The organism is Streptomyces sp. NPDC012769, from assembly GCF_042901205.1.
In the GTDB taxonomy this organism is placed as follows: domain Bacteria; phylum Actinomycetota; class Actinomycetes; order Streptomycetales; family Streptomycetaceae; genus Streptomyces.
The window spans coordinates 1185721-1203599 of record NZ_JBIBCP010000002.1 but is presented as its reverse complement, the minus strand read 5'-3'; the positions used below and the strand labels follow the sequence as shown (position 1 = coordinate 1203599).

The window sequence follows — 17879 nt, the reverse complement described above, 5'->3', positions numbered from 1 at the left end:
ACCGTACGACCCGGCACTGACAGTCGGGCGGTGATCGGCCGGGCTCCGGGTCGCGCGGCGCCGGTCACCAGTCCTGGGAGCGGTACGTGTCGCGGTGCGCGCCCCTGCGGGCGGAGCGGGCGGCGGGCCGCGCCGACCAGTTCGCGGGCTCGCCGTAGGCCGGGGCCCGACGCTGGGTGGGCAGGCCGGGAGCGCCGTGGCGGTAGCCGTCGTGGGCGGTGGGCTTGTGCCAGTCGGGCTCGCCCATGACGAGCAGCGGGTCGAACATGACCACCACGGCGGCGAGCAGCAGGAAGACGGCCGGTCCGATCAGCATGGGCAGCAGCAGGGAGGTCGCGGTGTCTCCGCCGCCGGGGGTGGGCGTGCCGTGCAGGGTGACGTCGACGGCCGCCATGGCGGTGTAGTGCATGCCGCTGACCGCCAGTCCCATCACCATGCTCGCGCCGAGGCTGGCCAGGAAGCCGTGCACGGAGACGGCGGCCCAGAGGGAGGCGGTGGCGGCCACGACGGCGATGACGACGGACAGGGCGACGGTGAGGGTGTCGTACTGGATCTGTCCGTGCAGGCGCATCCCGGCCATGCCCAGATAGTGCATGGTCGCGACGCCGAGGCCGGTGATGGTGCCGCCGGTGACCAGGGTGAGCGGGGTCGCGCCGCGGTAGCCGACGATGAAGATGCCGATGCCGACCATGACGATGGCCACGCCGAGACTGGCGAAGGTGATCGGCCGGTCGTAGCTGATCGGGGCCTGCCGGACGGAGAAGCCCATCATGGCGATGAAGTGCATGGTCCAGATGCCGGTGCCGATGGAGGTGGCGCCGAGCGCCAGCCAGCCGGCCTTGAAGGTGTCCTGGTGACGCAGCGATCTGGTGGTGCAGCGCAGTCCGAGTGCCCCGCCGAGGCAGGCCATGAGGAAGGCCGCCACCGGCGTGACGAGTCCGTAGCTGAATCCGTCGACCGTGCCCTGCATGAGCGTCCGTCCTCCACCCCTGGTGCAACGTCGTCCGAAAACAGTCGGTACCGCTGAGTAGTGCTACCGGATTATGGCGTCCGGCGAGGTCCCGCGGCCACGTCGTCCGGGAATTGGTCTGCCCCTTTGTCGGTGGCGGGTCGTACGGTGATCCGCATGGAGCGGGAGAAGCCGGTGACGGAGCGGGCGGCGGGACGGGTGGAGTGGGCGGTGGTGCCCAGCGACATCGGCCCCCTGCTGCTCGCCGCGACGGACCGGGGTCTGGTGAGCGTGAACTTCCACGCCGACGAGCGGGTGCGGGACCGAGCGCTGGGGCGGATCGCCGGGGCGCTCGGCGGGGAGCTCGTGGAGAGCGGTTCGGGCCGGCTCGCGGAGCCGATACGGCAGGTGGAGGCCTATTTCGACGGGAGTCTTCGGAGCTTCGACGTCAAGTTGGACTGGTCGCTGGTGACCGGATTCAACCGCCAGGTGCTGCGCGAGCTGGCGGACACCGTCCCGTACGGGACGGTGGTGGGGTACGGGGAGCTGGCCCGCCGGGTCGGGCAGCCGGCGGCCGCGCAGGCGGTCGGCGCGGCGATGGGCGCCAATCCGCTGCCGCTGGTGGTGCCGTGCCACCGGGTGGTCGAGAGCGACGGCGGGATCGGGGGCTTCGGTGGGGGCCTGGAGACCAAGCGGAGGCTGCTCGCCCTGGAGGGCGTACTGCCGGAGCCGCTGTTCTGAACCGTCCGGTGCGTGACCGCCGAGTGGGGGCACTGACGTTCCCCCCTCGGGAGATGGCTGGCACTATGCGTAAGTGACCAACGCCCCTGACGCTCCTGACGCGCTCGTGTCGGCCGGGATATCCGCGGCCGTCCCTCCCGCCAGGCTCCCGGCCCTTCGCCGCCGTATCCAGGCGGTGCTGATCGCCACCCAGATCCTCGGCGGGCTCGGCATCGCGATCGGGTTCGCGCTCGCCGCGGTCCTGGCCAAGGAGGTCAGCGGTACGGAGGCGCTGTCCGGGCTCGCGTCGACGGCCGCGGTCGCGGGGCCCGCCCTGCTCGCGATGCCGCTCGCCGCCCTCATGGCCCGGCGCGGGCGGCGGGCCGGGCTCGTGCTCGCGTATCTCGTCGGGGCCGTCGGCGCGGGCGTCGCCGTCCTCGGCGCCGACCTCGGCAACTTCCCCCTGCTTTTGGCGGGCCTCGTCGGCTTCGGAGCCGGTTCCTCGGCCAACCTCGCCGCCCGGTTCGCCGCCGCGGACCTCGCCGAGCCGGACCGGCGGGCCAGGGCCATCTCCACGGTGGTGTGGGCCACCACCATCGGCGCCGTCCTCGGCCCCAACATCGCCGCCCCGGCCGGCGAGAGCGTGGCCGGCCTCGGCATCCCGGCGGCGGCCGGGCCGTTCGTCTGGGCGTCGGGCGTGTTCGTGGCCGCCGCCGTCATGGTGGCGCTGCTGCTCCGCCCCGACCCGCTGCTGACCGCCCGGGCCCTGGCCGGCCCCGAGGAGGCGGAGGGAGCGGACGGCCGCTCCCTGAAGGCCGGGATGCGGGCGGTACGGGAGTCCTCCCGGGCCCGGCTCGCCCTGGTGACCGTCGCCGGATCGCACACCGCGATGGTGTCGATCATGTCGATGACCCCGGTCGCGCTCACCCACCACGGGGCGGACATCCGGCTGATCGGCCTCGTGATCAGCGTGCACATCGCCGGCATGTACGCCTTCTCGCCCGTGATGGGCTGGCTGTCCGACCGGCTCGGACGCCTCACGGTGATCGGTCTCGCCGTCGCGCTGATCTCGGTGGCCGCCCTGCTCGCCGGCACGGCCGGTCCCAGCCACAACCAGGTCGCCCTCGGGCTCTTCGTCCTGGGCCTGGGCTGGTCGGCAGGGCTGGTCTCGGGCTCGGCGCTCCTGACCGACTCCGTCCCCCAGGCGGCCAGGGCCGCCGTCCAGGGACTCTCCGACTTCACCATGAACACCTGCGCCGGCATCGGCGGCCTCGCGGCCGGACTGATCGTCTCCCAGGCGGGATACGGCTGGCTGAACGTCGTCGGGGCGTGTCTGCTGGCGCCGATGACGCTGCTGGCGGTGCGGGGCGCGGTGCGGAGGGCCTGAGCGGGCGGGGTGTCGGATCCGACATCCGGGATCCGACATCCGATCTCCTGGATCCAACATCCGGTATCCGGGATCCTGGATCCAACATCCGGTATCCGGGATCCGGCCCGAGCCTCACCGCGGCATCGCCGGGGACGTCGCCCCCGCCGCCACGCGGCGCGGAGCCCCCGTGCCGTCGGCGGGCACGCTCCACACCGCGCCCTCATGGGCATAGGAGAGGGTGCCGGGGCCGGTCCAGGCCGCCTGGTCGTCGATGGAGCGCGCTTCGGCGAGCGAGTGTTCGCGCAGGGTGGCGAGGTCGAGGACATGGAGCCGCCAGGGTGCCCGGGGGTCCCGGGAGACCTTCTTCTTGTAGGCGATCCGGGTGCCGTCCGGGGAGAGCGACGGGCATTCGACGTTCTCCTTGAGGGCGCGCGCCGACCACGCCCGCAGGTCTCCCTCGACGAGATAGGTGTGCCCCTGGGTGGCGACGGTGGCGTAGAAGCGGTTGTCGTCGCGGGCGAAGCCGACGCCCCAGTAGTTGACGTCGGGAGCGTGGTGACGTCGCCCGTTCAGGGTGAGCGGGATCTGCTCGATGTTCTTGATCAGATAGCCGGTGCGCAGGTCGAGGATCGAGGTCCGGGTGGAGAACGCGGAGGTGGCGTAGGAGTCGCCGGTGGCGAAGTTGGTCCAGGCGAGCACCCGTCCGGAGGCGGAGACCCGGGCACGGTTGGGGATGCCGGGCAGGCTCATCCTGCGCAGTTCGCGCAGCCGCCGGTCCAGGACGATCACGTACGAGCGGGCCGGCACGCCGGGGCGCCGCTGGAGGCAGAGCGCGGTGTCCCCGGCGGCGTGGAAGCGGTCGCAGCGCGGCCCGAGCGCGACGCGGCCGCCCGGCGCGGACGGGTCCTGGCGGGCGACGCGCCCGCTCGCCGTGTCGCGGAACCAGAGCGTCCCGGGTGGCCCGTCGAGGGTGAAGCCCTCGCCGGCGGCGGCCGGGGCGGCGCCGGGGCGGTCGGCGGCGGCCCGCACGGTGTACGCGGTGGCTCCGCCGGCGAGGAGCAGCACGCCGAGGACGAGCGCCCACAGGCGGTGCCGGGTGGTCGGGCCGGTCGCCGCGGTGCCTTCGGTCATGACGGTTCCCTTTCGTGTGGCGACTCGGACGGATCGGCGGGCACGGACGGATGAGCGCGCACGGAGGGACTGGCGGCCACGGACGGACCGGCGGCCACGGACGGGGCAGGCCCAGGAGCCTCGTACGTCCCGGCCGGGTCCGCCGTCCCGACCCGCAGCAGACGTCCGGCGCAGCACAGGGCCGTCGCCAGCCCGGCGGCGGCGAGGACGAGCGCGGTCGTCGGCCCCCACAGGGTCCAGGCGGCCCCGAAGCCGGTCGCGGCGGCCACCTTGGCGAGCGCCTGTGCCGTCTGGACGAGGGCGAGCCCGCTCGCCCGCCGCGCGGCTGGCAGCAGCGGGCCGGCGAGCGCCATCAGGACGCCGTCCGTGGCCGCGTAGAAGACCCCGAGCAGCACCGGGACCCCGACGAGGAGGACCGGGCCGGGCACCGGCGCCAGGAGCAGTCCGAGGGCCAGGAGCAGGGCCCCGTGCCCGTACAGGAAGGGACGCCGGCGGCCGATGCGGTCGGCCACGCGTCCGGCCGGAACGGCGAGCAGCAGATAGGCGGCCGAGGCGCCGAGCGGCAGGAACGGGAACCAGGTGGCGGCCAGGTCGGTCCGGTGCTGGAGCAGCAGGTAGAGGAAGGCGTCGCCGACGGTGACCGCGCCGAGGAGGGCCGCGCCGAGCGTGACCCGGCGGACGGCGGGCAGCCGTAGCGGCGCGGTGAGTTCGCGCCAGGTGGTGCGCGGCCGCACCGTCGCCTCCTCTCCACCGGCACCCCGCTGCCCGTGTGCCGTGCCGTCCATACCGTCCACCGCCCTGCGTCCGCCGGGGACGAGGACGACGAGGAGCAGCACGCCGAGGAGCCCCGTGCAGAAACTGACGACGAAGACGGCGTCGTACGCGTCGGCGGTGGCCCACAGCAGGGCGAAGGCCGCGAGGGGGCCGAGGAGTGCGCCGGTGGTGTCCATGGCCCGGTGGACGCCGAAGGCGCGGCCGAGGCCGTCGGGCGGGCTGTCGAGGGTGATGAGGGCGTCGCGCGGGGCGGTCCGGATGCCCTTGCCCAGCCGGTCGGCGGCGAGGGCGGTGGCGATCCAGCCGGTCGCGCCGCCCGCGAGGAGGAGGCCGAGCCGGGAGCAGGCGGACAGGGCGTAGCCGAATCCGGCGACCCTCTTGTGGTGGCCGCCGCGGTCGGCGGCGTGGCCGCCGACGAGCCGTACGAGGGCGGTGGCGCCGGTGAACAGCCCGTCCAGGAAGCCGAACTGGAGCGGAGTGAGGCCGAGGCCGAGCACCAGGTAGAGCGGCAGGACGGCGGTGACCATCTCGGAGGACACGTCGGTGACCAGGCTGACCGTTCCGAGGGCGAGGACGGTGCCGGAGACGCGCCGCCGCGCCCCGGAGGGGGCGGGCGGCACGCTGCGGCGACCGGTGGTCGCGAGGTACATCAGTGGCAGGTGTAGGTCGGGCCGGTGTCCTTGACCTGGCCGTCGGTGCCGACGTACTGCCAGGTGTAGGTGGTGTCGGTGAAGTTCAGTTTCAGCACCCCGTACGGGCCGCTGATCCGCTTCTGACTGTTGGGCTGGACGGTCTCGATGGGGTACGGCTCGGCGCCGCCCATGCCGCCGACGATCTCGACGATCCCGTCGGGAGTGGCCCGTCCGTCCGGGTCCTGCGGGGCGAAGCGCTCGTAGTGGTGGTCGTGTCCGTTGAGGACGAGGTCGGCCTTGGCCGCGTAGAGGATCCGCCAGACGGGCTGGGAGACGGGGTCGTTGCCGTGGCCGCCCGAGGAGTAGAGCGGGTGGTGGAAGTAGGCGGCGACGCAGCCCTTGGTGTTGCGGGCGAGGTCGTCCTTGAGCCACTGGATCTGGGCGGGGTCGTCGAAGGAGTTGGAGTCGAGGGCGACGAAGTGCCAGTTGCCCTCGTCGTAGCTGTAGTAGGGCTTGCCGGCGGGGTAGGCGATCGCGCCGAAGTACGCCTTGTAGCCGGCGAGCGGGCCGGCCGGGTCGTAGGTCTCGTGGTTGCCGGGCGCGGGCCGCGTCTTGGCCTTGAAGGCGCCCCAGGTCTTGTCGTAGTAGTTCCGGAAGTCGGACAGCCGGGCGTCGTCGTACTGGTTGTCGCCCATCGTCAGATAGAACTTCGGGTTGATCCGCTGCGCCTGGGCCGCGGTCTTGGGGTGGGCGCAGGAGCTGCTGGAGGCGGTGCACTGGGCGGCGATGTCACCCGCGGCGACGACGGTGAAGGCGCCGGTGGTGGGCGGCGGGGTGGTGCCGTCGGCGATTCCGTACACCTCTACTTCGTAGAGGGAGTAGCCGTACGAGGTGCCGCGGGCGGTTCCGTAGACACGGAGGTGACGGCCCTTGCCGGTGAGACCGGTCCAGTCGTCGGTGCCGCCGTTGCCGGCGGCCTCGGTGGCGAGAGTGGTCCAGGTGGCTCCGTCGGCGGAGATCTCGATGCGGTAGGCCTTGGCGTAGGCGACCTCCCAGGAGAGGCGGACGCGCGAGACGGAGGCGGTGGTGCCGAGGTCGACGCGGAGCCACTGGGGGTCCGAGCCCTCGGCGCTGGCCCAGCGGGTGGCGGGGTCGCCGTCGAAGGCCTTGTCGGGGGTGAGGGTGGAGTCCTCGTCCGAGGACGAGGTGGCGGGCTTGCCGCGGGAGAGGAGCGGGTCGGCGGCGTCGGCGCGGCCGGGGGCGGCGAGCAGCAGGCCGCCGGTAAGGAGCAGGACGGCGGCGAGGAGGAGGGTCAGGACGGGGCGGTGCGGTGGGGCTGAGGCGTTCAGGCGCATACCTGGGACTCCCTTGCCTGGGAACGGTGAGAGCTGGGCACCGGTGCGGGCAGCGCGGCCGGCCCGCCGGCGTCGGGCGCCAGAGGGCGTGCCGTGGTGCGGCGGCCGGGTCAGAGCTCTCGCTGAGCGCGTCACGCCCGTCCCCGAGCACGCCGGGGAACGGGCGCCGCGCCAAGCCGCCGCCCGGGATGCTAGCTGATAGGAAAGTTTCCTACCAGACCTCGAACCCGGCTCTTCCCAGGGGGAGTCGGGGCTCCCAACGACTGTCGGGGCTCAGAGGCTGATGTGGTAGGCCTTGCGCAGGGTCTCGTGCACCGTCCATGTGGTGCGGTCGCCCTCGCGCAGCACGCAGGCGTCGCCGGGGCCGATCTCCAGGGTCTCGCCGCCCTCGACGGCGACCGTGGCCCGGCCGCTCACGACGACGAAGAGCTCGTTCGCCTCGGTGTCGGTGACCACGCCCGGGGTGATCTGCCAGATGCCGCGGATCTGCTTGCCGTCGGCGGACTCCCACAGGACCTTGCCGGTCACCTCGGGGGTGCCGGAGACGATCTGGCCGGGGTCGAGCGGCTCGGGCTCGAGGTCGGCGTCGGGGATGTGGACGGCGAAGGAAGGCTGTGCGTGTGTCGTCATGGGCGGTGACTGTAGCGGGGCCCCGAAGTCCGGCGGGGTGCCGGGACCCGACGGAACGTAGCCCTCCGTTCCCGCCTCCGACCAGGCACTTCGCCCTCGCGCGAACACAGCGGAATCCGCAGGAGGGGTTTGCCGCCGGAGCGCGGGGCGGGCGGCGTTCCGGGGGCTCGGAGCGGGGCGGTGAGGCACCGATTCCGCAGGGGCCCTGTCCTCCGGTCACCAGTGGACTGGAGGGCGAAAACGGGGGCGACGCATGCGGTCCTACGGGGCCGGGCGCCGGCGCTCCGTGCCGAAAACCGCGCGCCGGGCGGGCGTCGACGGCGGAGGTCTCCGCTGGTCGGAGGCGGCGCCTTTGGTGGGCCCAATGTTGGTCCCGGAGATTGCGCCGCGCCCCCTGACAGGCGGGCACGACAGCGTCACACTCCCCCCGAGCTCTTCGCTCCCTGCACGCCCCCCTCCTCCGCTCCCCCACCTCGGACAGGAGAGTGCGATGACCCCCACCCATGTCCGCGTCGCCGTTCTCGGCGCCGCCGCGTTGCTCGCCGCCGCCGCGACCACCCCCGCCGCCTCGGCGACGCCGGCGGGCTCGACGACCTCGACGACCACGACGACCACGACATCATCGACGGCTTCAGTCGGTGAACCGGCGGCCGGCGCCGCCTACAAGGCCGCCCACGACACCCTCGGCCCACAGCGCCTGACGCCCGCCCAGCGCCGGCTCGCCGACGCCAAGCAGGTGGAGGCGGCCAGATCGTACGAGCGGCTGCGCACCCTCGGCGCCTCCGGTGCCCTCGCCGGGTACAAGCTGTCGGGCGGCATCCACCAGTCCCAGAAGACCTCCTACTGGTGCGGCCCGGCCACTCTGGTGATCGCCCAGTCGGCCCACGACGAGGTCGGCGGCCGCTCGCAGCAGGACGCGGCCACGCTGCTCAAGACGACCACCAACGGCACCGCCTGGTACGGCATCAACATCAACGTGGCGAACCCCACCGGATACCCGATCGCCGACGCGCTCAACCACCGCCTGCCCGGCGCGGGTTACGTGCCGAAGGCACTGGCCTACACCCCGACGGCCACGGACAAGACCACCTTCAGGCAGCACATCACCCACAACACCGACAACGACTACGCGATCGCCGGCAACGCCTGGGAGGTGCCGGGCGGTCCGCATCTCGTGGGCCACCCCAACATCGAGATCTTCCACTGGGTCGCGATCGACGGCTACAACACGGACACCGCCGCCGCGCAGGTCAACTACCTCGACCCGGTGGGCGGGGTGAGCACCGGCGTCATCTCGTGGGCCGGCTCCGTGCCCAAGTCCGCGCGCATCTCCTCCGACACGATCACCACCATCATGGGCGGCCGTGGCTACGTCTGGTAGGCACCTGCGCTGCCTCCTCCTGGCGGGCGCCCTCCTCCTGGCGGGCGCCCTCCTCCTGGGATGTTCGCCGGGAGGGGGCGGACCCGCGCCTGCGGTCGCCCCGACCGGCACTCCGAACGGCACCGCGACCGGCACCGCGCGGGCGCGGGCCGCGGCCTGCGAGGTGCCGCTTCCCGCCGCCTGGCGGGCAGAGTTCGCCGCCGGCGCGTACCGGCCACCGGTCGGGGAGCGCCCGGTGCTCACGGACGCGGGCCCCGGGTGGACCGCGCTCCAGCTCACCGGTGCGCACGGGCGCCGCGCCGTCCTCGTCCGCCGTGGCGAAACGTCACCGCAGACGCTGCTCCGGTTCGCCGACCCGGTCGAACACCAGTTGCTCGCCGCCGACTTCGACGGCCGCCGCTGGGCCGCCTTCGCCGTCCTGGAGGGCCGGACGCTCGACAGCCCATGGAGCCTGTACGTGTGGGACGCGGCGACCGGCAGGGCCCGGCGCCTCGCCCGCGCCGACCGGCCTGGCCCGCTCCCCCGCCCGGTCGTCCACGACGGCACCGTGCTGTGGGCGCAGGGTACGGGTGCGGGAAAGGCGACCGTCTTCGCCGCCCCGGCCGGCGGTGGCCACCCGCGCGCGTGGCACACCGGTGTCCTCGACGCTCCGTTCGCGGCGGGCGGCCTGCTGGTGTGGCGCGAGGCCGAGGGCGACCGGACCCGTACGGCGGCCGTCTCCCTGAGCGACGGCCGGCCGGTCGCGCTGCCGGCGCCGATCGCCGGCCTGCGCGACTTCCGCGCCCTCGTCTCGGACGGCACCACCTGGGCGTGGGTGGCGGGCGAGACGGAGCCCCGGCTGATGGTCTGGCGCACGGGCGAGCCCCGCCCGTCGGCCGCCGTCGCCGCCTCCCCCGCCGCCGACGGCATGGACCAGCTGCGGATCGCGGGTCGCCTGATCACCTGGCGCACGCCGGAGACCTCGTACGCGCTGGATCCGGGCTCGGGGGCGTACGCCGCGATCACCCCGGCGTACGGCTACGCCGCGGCCTCCGGAAACGCCCTGGCCGTCGCGTACAGCGTCGGGAACGCCAAGACGGCCGGAGCCCGCCCCGTGATCCAGGTGGTGGACGCGGCCCGGCTGCCGGGGCTGCCGCGTTGCGGCTGAGGTCGTGGCTGAGGTCCGCCATGTCCGCCGCCGAGGTTTGCGGGCCCGGTGGGCGCGCCAGAGATCCACCATGTCCACACACGTGTCCGAAGAGGTACGGGACGCGCTCCACGAGGGGCGTCCCGTCGTCGCGCTCGAGTCGACGATCATCGCGCACGGTCTGCCGCGCCCGCGCAACCTGGCGGTGGCCCGGGAGCTGGAGGCCCTGGTGCGGGACGGCGGAGCGGTCCCCGCCACCATCGCGGTCGTCGACGGCACCGTGCGGATCGGTCTGGACGAGGCCGGGCTCGCCCGGATCGCGGAGGACCCGTCGGTGCGCAAGCTCGGCCACCGCGATCTGGCGCCCGCGCTCGCGACCGGGGCGACGGGGGCGACCACGGTCTCGGCGACGGCGCTGCTCGCGGACTCCGCCGGAATACGGGTGTTCGCGACGGGCGGTCTCGGCGGGGTCCACCGGGAGTGGACGCAGTCCCAGGACGAGTCCGCGGACCTGCGCCTGCTGGCCCAGGTCGGCGTGACCGTGGTGTGCGCCGGGGTGAAGTCGATCCTCGACGTGCCCGCGACCCTGCAGCGTCTGGAGACCCTCGGAGTGACCGTCGTCGGCTACGGGACGGACACCTTCCCCGGCTTCTACCTCACCTCCTCCGGCGAGGGCGTCGACTGGACGCTGGGCACCCCGCAGGGCGTGGCGAAGGTGATGCGCGCCCAGGACGAGCTGGGAGGGCCGAGCTCCGCGCTGATCGTCGCGAATCCGGTGGCGCCGGAGCGGCAGCTCGATCCGGACCTGCACGACCGGGTCCTCGCGGAGGGGCTCGCGGCGGCGCGGGAGAAGGGTGTCACGGGGCAGGCCGTGACCCCCTTCCTGCTGGAGTATCTGACGACGCACACGGACGGGGCCTCCCTGGAGGCCAATCTGGCCGCGGTGCGGGGGAACGTGTGGCTCGCCGCCCGGATCGCCTCGGCCTACCGCGCCCGGCCGTGACGGCACCGGGCGCGCTCCTGGTGGTCGGGGACGTCGTCACCGACGTGGTCGCCCGGCATCGCACCCCGCTCGCCCCCGCGACGGACACGGCGGCGGAGATCCGGACCCTGCCCGGCGGCGCCGGGGCGAACGTGGCCTGCTGGGCGGCGCGTTCGGGATGCTCGGACGTACGGCTCCTCGCGCGCGTGGGCACCGATTCCGTGGTCTGGCACGAGCAGGCGCTGCGTCGGGCTGGGGTACGGCCGATGCTGGTGCCGGATCCGGAGGCGCCCACGGCGTCGGTGATCGCGCTCGTCGGCGCGGACGCGGAACGCACGTTCCTGACGGACAGCGGGGCGGCGCTGCGGCTCTCGCCCGCCGACTGGTCACCGGCGCTGCTGGACGGCGCCGCCCGGGTGCATCTGTCCGGCTATCTGTTCTTCGCCGACCGGAGCCGCGAGACGGCCGGTCGGGTGCTGCGGGACGCGGGCGCGGCGGGCGTCGCGGTGAGCGTGGACCCGGCGTCGGCCGGCTTCCTCGCGCAGCAGGGCCCGGAATCCTTCCTCGCCGCCGTGGACGGCGCGGAGTGCCTGCTGCCGAACGCGGACGAGGCCCGGCTGCTGACCGGCCGCGCGGACCCCGCCGAGGCCGCCGCGGCACTCAGCCGGCGCTTCCCGCTGGTCGCGGTCACTCTGGGCGCCGCCGGCGCCGTCCTCGCCACCGGCGGACGAGTGACGGACCGCGTGACCGCGCCCCCTGCCGTCCCCATCGACTCCACGGGTGCCGGCGACGCCTTCACGGGCGCCTTCCTTGCCTCCCTGCTGAACGGCGCCGCCCCGGCCGACGCGGCCGAATCCGGCTGCGCCGCGGGCGCCCGTGCCGTGACCAGAGTGGGCGGACGTCCCTGAGAGCCGGCCTCAGGGGCCCATCCTCCCGTCAGTTCGCGTCCGCGGCGGCGGCTTCTCCTAGTCGGTGAAGCCCGTCCAGGCCGGGCGGCGGGGGTCGTCGGTGCGGACGACGGCGTCGGCGACGCCGGCGGGGCCGACCTCCTCCTCGTAGCGGGCGAAGGCGGGCAGGGTCCACGGCTGCTCGGTGCGGCGGGCGAGCGCGCCGGCGGACAGGCGCAGGTGCACCGTGAGGTCGAAGGGGAACCAGTGGCCGAGCAGGAACGGCCCGTGGACCACGAGGACTCCGCCCGGCGCCAGCGGTACGGCGGGGCTGCGCGTGGCGCGGTCGGTGACCGGGTCCCACAGGTCGGGCAGCACCCGGCCGCTGCCGCCCGGCTCCAGCGGGCCGAACACCTCCCGCCACAGCGCCCCGGTGTCGTACCAGCCGCTGTAGTACGCGTCGGGGTCCCGCTTGCCGTGTTCGAAGCGCAGCGACGCCGGTCGCAGGAAGCCACCGGTCGCCACGACCAGCACGGACCGCCCGCGCAGCCTCAGCGCCTCGGCGACCCGGTCGGCGAACTCCCCGCCGGGCGCGGCGGGGGCGCCGTCGACGCCCACCTTGAGCCAGGCACTGCCGTCCACGGGCTCGGCGCCGTCGACGCGGTCGGCCACGGCGTCGGTCAGCCGCTCCCAGCTGATCGCTTCGAATTGCATCCGTCCCATCCTGCCGCATGGATCCTGGATGTTGGATCCAACATCTTGGAGATTGAATCCAACATTCAACATCCAAGATCCAATCGCCAGGATCCACGATCCAGGGCATCGCGCTTGACCTTGCCACTGGCGGCAGGGTTCGACGATCGCCGCATGAACAGCGAGACGCAGCAGCAGAACACCGGCGTCGACACCGCGGGCCGGGTTGTCGTCGTCACGGGCGCCGGTACCGGTATCGGCCGCGCCACGGCACGGGCCTTCGCCCGGGAGGGAGCGACGGTCGTCGCCGTCGGGCGCAGGCCGGGGCCGCTCGACGAGACGGCGGCGGGCTTTCCGGGGATCCGGCCGCTGGTCGCGGACATCACGGCCCCGGACGTGCCCGAGGCCATCGTGCGCACGGCGGTCGAGGCGTACGGGCGCCTCGACGTGCTCGTCAACAACGCCGGCATCGCGACCGGCGGCCCGCTCGGCGCGCTCGGCCGCGAGACGATCGGCCCGCTCCTGGAGACGAATCTCGTCGCCCCGGTCCTGCTCACCCAGGCCGCCCTCGACGCGCTCACCGTCGCCGGTGGGGTGGTCGTGAACGTCACGACCACGGTGGGGCAGCGCGGTTGGCCGAACAACTCCGTGTATCCGGCGACCAAGAGCGCTCTGGAGACGCTGACCCGCTGCTGGGCACTGGAGCTCGCGCCGCGCGGTGTGCGGGTGGTGGCGGTCGCGCCCGGCGCGGTCGAGACGCCGATCGCCGAGCACAGCGGCCTGACGCCGGAGCGGCTCCGCGCGGTGCGGGAGTGGCAGATCGCGCACACCCCGCTGGGCCGGATCGGCCGCCCGGAGGAGGTCGCCTGGGCGATCACGGCGCTGGCCTCGCCGGATGCCGCCTTCCTGACGGGCACGGTGCTGCCCGTCGACGGGGGCGCCCTGGTGTCGTGATACGACTGCGCGGGGAGGTGGCGTCCGTGCGCATCGGTGAACTGGCCCGAAGGACCGGGACGACGGCCCGCGCTCTTCGTCATTACGAGGAGTCGGGGCTGGTCTCCTCGACGCGCGCGCCCAATGGATACCGGATGTACGACGAGGGCGCCGTGGTCCGTGTATCCAATATCCGATATCTGCTGGACGCGGGGCTGACCCTGGAGGACGTGGCGGCGTTCGAGCCCTGCCTCGACGGCGACCTGCCCGCGGCGGCGCCCTCCCCGCACGGGCTCGCGATCGCCCGCGAACGGCTCGCCGTGCTGGACGCGCGGATCGCGGCACAGACGGAGGCCAGGGACCGGCTCGCGGCCGCCCTGTCCTCCCATGCCACCGCGCCGCAGCAGTCCTAGGAGCCGCCTCAGGAGAGCGGGGCGGATGCGCGGAGTTCCTCGCGGCGCTCCTCGCCGAGCTCCTCGTGGAGTTCGGCGCGGCCGGATGCGACGGCCTCGGCGAGGGTCAGCTCCCCGCCGGCCAGGGCCCGGCAGGTCGCCGTGTCGGTGCGCAGGCGCACCTGGGCGTCGGCGGCCGGTCCCTCCCCGTACTCCACCTGTCCGTCGCCCCCGGTCCGTACGTGGAACTCGCCCTCGTCCAGGGTCACCTGGACGACCCCCGCCCCCAGCCCTTCGAGGGCGGTGAGCAGCGGGATCGCGAACCAGTGCGCGCGCACGGCGTCGGTGGGCCGGGGTTCGCCGAGGGCGGGCGCGCCCCAGGCGGCGAGGGCGCGCAGCACGGGCAGCAGCTCGCGGCCGCGGTCGGTCAGCTCGTACACGGACGCGGCGACGGGCGGCGGCAGCCGGCGGCGGGTGACGAGTTCGGCGGCCTCCATGTCCTTGAGCCGGCCCGCGAGCATGTCGGTGCTGACGCCCGGCAGATCGGCGTGCAGATCGGTGTAGCGGCGCGGCCCGGCGAGGAGTTCACGGACGATCAGCAGCGTCCACCGGTCGCCGACGGCATCGAGGGCGCGGGCTGCGGCGCAGTACTGGTCATAGCTTCGACGGCGAGGCTGGCGTGGCATGCGACGCAGTCTAGACATGTTGTTGGACTTTCCAAGCTTGCACTTGGTAAAACCAAGCATCAACACTTCTGGGGAGGTCGGCGCATGGAGTTCCGGCAGTCGAGCAAGCTGAGCGAGGTCTGCTACGAGATCCGCGGCCCGGTCATCGAGCAGGCCAACGCCCTGGAGGAGGCAGGCCACAGCGTCCTGCGGCTCAACACCGGCAACCCCGCGCTCTTCGGCTTCGAGGCACCCGAGGAGATCGTCCAGGACATGATCCGGATGCTCCCCAAGGCGCACGGCTACACCGACTCCCGCGGCGTCCTGTCCGCCCGCCGCGCCGTCGTCCAGCGCTACCAGTCGATGGGCCTGACGGACGTGGACGTCGACGACGTCTACCTCGGCAACGGTGTCTCGGAACTCATCTCCATGGCCACCCAGGCCCTCCTGGAGGACGGCGACGAAGTCCTCATCCCGGCCCCCGACTACCCGTTGTGGACGGCCGTCACCACCCTCGCGGGCGGCAGGCCCGTGCACTATCTGTGCGACGAGTCCGCCGACTGGTATCCGGACCTCGACGACATGGCGTCGAAGATCACCGACCGCACCCGGGCCGTCGTCATCATCAACCCCAACAACCCGACGGGCGCGGTCTATCCGAAGGAGATCGTCGAGGGCATCCTCGACCTCGCCCGCCGCCACGGCCTCATGGTCTTCTCCGACGAGATCTACGACCAGATCGTCTACGACGAGGCCGTCCACCACCCCACCGCCGCCCTCGCCCCCGACCTGGTCGTCCTCACCTTCGGCGGCCTGTCGAAGACGTACCGGGTGGCCGGATTCCGCTCCGGCTGGCTGGTGGTCACCGGCCCGCGCGAGCACGCCAAGAGCTATCTGGAGGGCCTGACGATGCTGGCCTCCATGCGGCTGTGCCCCAACGCCCCCGCCCAGTACGCCATTCAGGCCGCGCTCGGCGGCCGGCAGTCGATCCACGAGCTCACCGCCCCCGGCGGACGCCTGCGCGAGCAGCGCGACCGGGCGTGGGAGAAGCTCAACGAGATCCCCGGCGTCTCCTGCGTCAAACCGAAGGGCGCGCTCTACGCCTTCCCGCGCCTCGACCCGGCCGTGCACGCGATCCACGACGACGAGAAGTTCGTCCTGGACCTGTTGCTGCGGGAGAAGATCCAGGTGGTGCAGGGCACCGGCTTCAACTGGCACCGCCCGGACCACTTCCGCATCCTGACCCTGCCGTACGCGGACGACCTGGACGCCGCGATCAGCCGCATCGGCCGCTTCCTGAGCAGCTACCGGCAGTAGCCGCTCAAGAAGCGACTCGGCCTCCGTGCTGCCCGGGACCATCGGTGCCGGCGGCCGCCGAGGGGTGCGCGCGTGGGCGTACGGGTAGAAGACCGTCGTGGATCTCGTCGCCCCGGTCGTGGTCGAGCCGCTCCGGCGGCGCCGCTGCTCGGAGTGCCGCCAGGGGCCGCTGGAGCGGATGATCGTCGAGTTCAACGCGCCCGTGTGCCTCGACTGCGCCGATCTCGGCCACCTCGTCTTCCTGCGCCGCGGCGACACGGCCCTCACCCGGCGCGCCCGCGAGGGCAGTGGTCTGTGGGCGCTGGTGGTCCGGCACAACCGGCGCCGGACGCGGTACGAGCGCCAGGGCCTGCTCGTCGAGGAGGCGGCGCTGGCCAGGGCGGAGGCGGCCTGTCTCGCGGACGCCGAGGCACGGGCGCGGCGCCGGGCCCGGGACGCGGCGCGCCGGGCCGAGCGGGACGCCGAGGTCACGGCGGCCCTGGAGGCGGAGATCCTGCGGCTGTTCCCCGGCTGCCCGCCGGAGCGGGCCGCCGGGATCGCCGCGCACGCCTCGGCGAAGGGCAGCGGGCGGGTGGGGCGGACGGCCGCCGGCCGTTCCCTGGACCGGGGCGCGGTCACGGCCGCGGTGCGGGCCGCCGTACGCCATGTCGACACCGACTACGACGCGCTGCTCATGTCCGGCATCCCCCGTCACCAGGCCCGGACGAGGGTGGCACCCGCCATCGAGGCGGTGCTCCGGACCTGGCGCGCGGACTGACCTGCGGCGCTCCGCGGAACCGGACGCGGGGACTGACCTGCGGCGCTCCGCGGAACCGGGCGGGGAACCGGGGGCGTTCGACCCTGGGCGCCGCCCCCTGGGTCGGCAGGGGGACGGCTCCGTTCCTTCCGTCGGGTGAGATCCGTCCGTCGTGTCAGACCTCGCCGCCCGCGCGGCGGGCCCGGCGGTACATGATCGCGCCGCCGAGGAGCAGCGCGGCGCCGACCGGAGCGGCGTAGCCGACGGCGTCCGATCCGGTGCTGGCGAGCTGGACCGAGCTGGACTGCGGGGCGGGGCGGGGGGCCTCGCCACCGCTCGGGGAGGGCGGCACGTTGCGCACCGGGGTCTGCGGGCGCGGAGTGGGCGTCTCGGGGTGCTCGCACTCCTCCTCGGACTCGTTGACCGAGGTGTTGCCGAAGGCCGGGTTGCCGATGCCGACGACGTTGACCGAGTTGCCGCTGACGTTGACGGGGAGGTCGATCGGCAGCTGGATGCCGTTGCCGGAGAGCACGCCCGGGGAGCCCTCGGTGCGGCTCTCGGCGGTGGCACCACCGCCGTTGGAGGCTCCTCCGTCGCGCGAACCGCCGGCCGAGGAGCCGGCGTGAGCGGTTCCCGGCACGTCCTTGTGCACCGGGCCGCCGGCCTCGGAGCCGTGGCCGCCGCTCCCGGTGGAGCGGTTGGCACAACTGTTGCCGTACGCCGGGTTGAGCAGTCCGACGACGTTGACGGTGTTCCCGCAGACGTTCACGGGGACGTGCACCGGCAGCTGAACCGCGTTGCCGGAGCCGACCCCCGGCGAACCGACAGCGGCGCCCTGCGCCACGGAGTCGGCGTGGGCGGCGCCCGCCGAGAGCGCGAGCGCGCCACCGGTGACCAACAGAGTGGCCAGACCACTTCGGCGAATCTGCCTCATGGCTTCCTGCCTTCCGGATGTCTTCACGGGCACTCGCCCGTACCCGAAATAACGCCGTCCGCGAGGAGCGCGGATCCGGCCGTCGGCGTGTTTCACTCCATCGAGGGAGTGGGGCGCGGCGGATCATGTCCCGACGTCGGACGTGTGCGGTGGGTTACCGTGACGCGGGAGGGGGCTGAGGTGACGGTGGGGCAGGAGTGGCTGCGGGTGCCGGTCGGTCGGGACGCGGAGCGCTGGCGGACTCGCGAACCCGCCCGCACGGTGCTCTTCATC

At 73.8% G+C, this 17879-nt stretch carries 18 protein-coding genes; 10 read left to right on the top strand and 8 right to left on the bottom strand.

Translation table 11 applies throughout. The features are described from left to right. Window positions 1-64: 64 nt before the first annotated feature. The gene (locus tag ACFY7C_RS14510) at window positions 65-970 is read right to left on the bottom strand and encodes an MHYT domain-containing protein (RefSeq protein ID WP_389648981.1); all 906 of its coding nucleotides are present in this window, start codon (window positions 968-970) and stop codon (window positions 65-67) included. Between the two features lie 156 nt (window positions 971-1126). On the opposite strand from ACFY7C_RS14510, the gene ACFY7C_RS14505 reads away from it, so the two are divergent. Continuing rightward, window positions 1127-1690 (top strand): methylated-DNA--[protein]-cysteine S-methyltransferase, encoded by a 564-nt coding sequence (locus tag ACFY7C_RS14505; protein WP_389648978.1) that lies wholly within the window; start codon window positions 1127-1129, stop codon window positions 1688-1690. A 73-nt stretch (window positions 1691-1763) separates the two neighbouring features. Continuing rightward, on the top strand, window positions 1764-3056 hold the full coding sequence (locus tag ACFY7C_RS14500) for an MFS transporter (RefSeq protein ID WP_389648976.1): 1293 nt from the start codon (window positions 1764-1766) through the stop codon (window positions 3054-3056). A gap of 114 nt (window positions 3057-3170) precedes the next feature. On the opposite strand, the gene ACFY7C_RS14495 is transcribed toward ACFY7C_RS14500, so the two are convergent. From ACFY7C_RS14495 to ACFY7C_RS14480, 4 genes are all read right to left on the bottom strand, one after another. Beyond that, on the bottom strand, window positions 3171-4169 hold the full coding sequence (locus ACFY7C_RS14495; protein WP_389648973.1) for a hypothetical protein: 999 nt from the start codon (window positions 4167-4169) through the stop codon (window positions 3171-3173). After that, on the bottom strand, window positions 4166-5593 hold the full coding sequence (locus ACFY7C_RS14490) for an MFS transporter (protein ID WP_389648970.1): 1428 nt from the start codon (window positions 5591-5593) through the stop codon (window positions 4166-4168). Before ACFY7C_RS14490 ends, ACFY7C_RS14495 begins: the two co-directional genes overlap by 4 nt. After that, window positions 5593-6930: a discoidin domain-containing protein gene (locus ACFY7C_RS14485; RefSeq protein WP_389648968.1), complete on the bottom strand. Its 1338-nt coding sequence runs from the start codon at window positions 6928-6930 to the stop codon at window positions 5593-5595. The genes ACFY7C_RS14490 and ACFY7C_RS14485 overlap by 1 nt, the downstream gene beginning before the upstream one ends. A gap of 273 nt (window positions 6931-7203) precedes the next feature. Next, a complete protein-coding gene (locus ACFY7C_RS14480; protein WP_389648965.1) occupies window positions 7204-7560 on the bottom strand; it encodes a cupin domain-containing protein in 357 nt (118 codons plus the stop codon). A 490-nt stretch (window positions 7561-8050) separates the two neighbouring features. Here ACFY7C_RS14480 and ACFY7C_RS14475 point away from each other — a divergent pair, with 490 nt between their 5' ends. From ACFY7C_RS14475 to ACFY7C_RS14460, 4 genes are all read left to right on the top strand, one after another. Further along, a complete protein-coding gene (locus tag ACFY7C_RS14475) occupies window positions 8051-8941 on the top strand; it encodes a hypothetical protein (RefSeq protein ID WP_389648962.1) in 891 nt (296 codons plus the stop codon). Then, window positions 8925-10088, top strand: coding sequence for a hypothetical protein (locus tag ACFY7C_RS14470; RefSeq protein WP_389648960.1), 1164 nt, complete (start codon window positions 8925-8927; stop codon window positions 10086-10088). Before ACFY7C_RS14475 ends, ACFY7C_RS14470 begins: the two co-directional genes overlap by 17 nt. 70 nt (window positions 10089-10158) lie before the next feature. After that, window positions 10159-11070, top strand: a complete 912-nt coding sequence (locus tag ACFY7C_RS14465; RefSeq protein WP_389648956.1) for a pseudouridine-5'-phosphate glycosidase — start codon at window positions 10159-10161, stop codon at window positions 11068-11070. Further along, window positions 11067-11957 carry a carbohydrate kinase family protein gene (locus ACFY7C_RS14460; RefSeq protein WP_389648953.1) on the top strand — a complete coding sequence of 297 codons (891 nt, stop codon included), beginning with the start codon at window positions 11067-11069 and terminating at the stop codon, window positions 11955-11957. Before ACFY7C_RS14465 ends, ACFY7C_RS14460 begins: the two co-directional genes overlap by 4 nt. A 57-nt stretch (window positions 11958-12014) precedes the next feature. Here ACFY7C_RS14460 and ACFY7C_RS14455 read toward each other — a convergent pair whose 3' ends face one another. Then, complete coding sequence (locus ACFY7C_RS14455; RefSeq protein ID WP_389648950.1) at window positions 12015-12650, bottom strand: uridine kinase; 636 nt, start codon at window positions 12648-12650, stop codon at window positions 12015-12017. Window positions 12651-12803: 153 nt separating this feature from the next. Here ACFY7C_RS14455 and ACFY7C_RS14450 point away from each other — a divergent pair, with 153 nt between their 5' ends. Next, entirely contained in the window at window positions 12804-13583 is a 780-nt protein-coding gene (locus tag ACFY7C_RS14450; protein ID WP_389648947.1) for an SDR family NAD(P)-dependent oxidoreductase, read from the top strand. Window positions 13584-13609: 26 nt separating this feature from the next. Next, window positions 13610-13975 (top strand): MerR family transcriptional regulator, encoded by a 366-nt coding sequence (locus ACFY7C_RS14445; protein WP_389648944.1) that lies wholly within the window; start codon window positions 13610-13612, stop codon window positions 13973-13975. 8 nt (window positions 13976-13983) lie between these two features. Here the strand turns inward: ACFY7C_RS14445 and ACFY7C_RS14440 are convergent, their stop codons facing one another. Beyond that, entirely contained in the window at window positions 13984-14640 is a 657-nt protein-coding gene (locus ACFY7C_RS14440) for a winged helix-turn-helix transcriptional regulator (RefSeq protein WP_389648942.1), read from the bottom strand. Between the two features lie 84 nt (window positions 14641-14724). Here ACFY7C_RS14440 and ACFY7C_RS14435 point away from each other — a divergent pair, with 84 nt between their 5' ends. Continuing rightward, window positions 14725-15936, top strand: a complete 1212-nt coding sequence (locus ACFY7C_RS14435; RefSeq protein WP_389648939.1) for a pyridoxal phosphate-dependent aminotransferase — start codon at window positions 14725-14727, stop codon at window positions 15934-15936. Between the two features lie 97 nt (window positions 15937-16033). Beyond that, a complete protein-coding gene (locus ACFY7C_RS14430; RefSeq protein ID WP_389648936.1) occupies window positions 16034-16693 on the top strand; it encodes a DUF2293 domain-containing protein in 660 nt (219 codons plus the stop codon). Between the two features lie 154 nt (window positions 16694-16847). On the opposite strand, the gene ACFY7C_RS14425 is transcribed toward ACFY7C_RS14430, so the two are convergent. Further along, on the bottom strand, window positions 16848-17606 hold the full coding sequence (locus ACFY7C_RS14425; RefSeq protein WP_389648933.1) for a chaplin: 759 nt from the start codon (window positions 17604-17606) through the stop codon (window positions 16848-16850). Window positions 17607-17879: the final 273 nt, after the last annotated feature.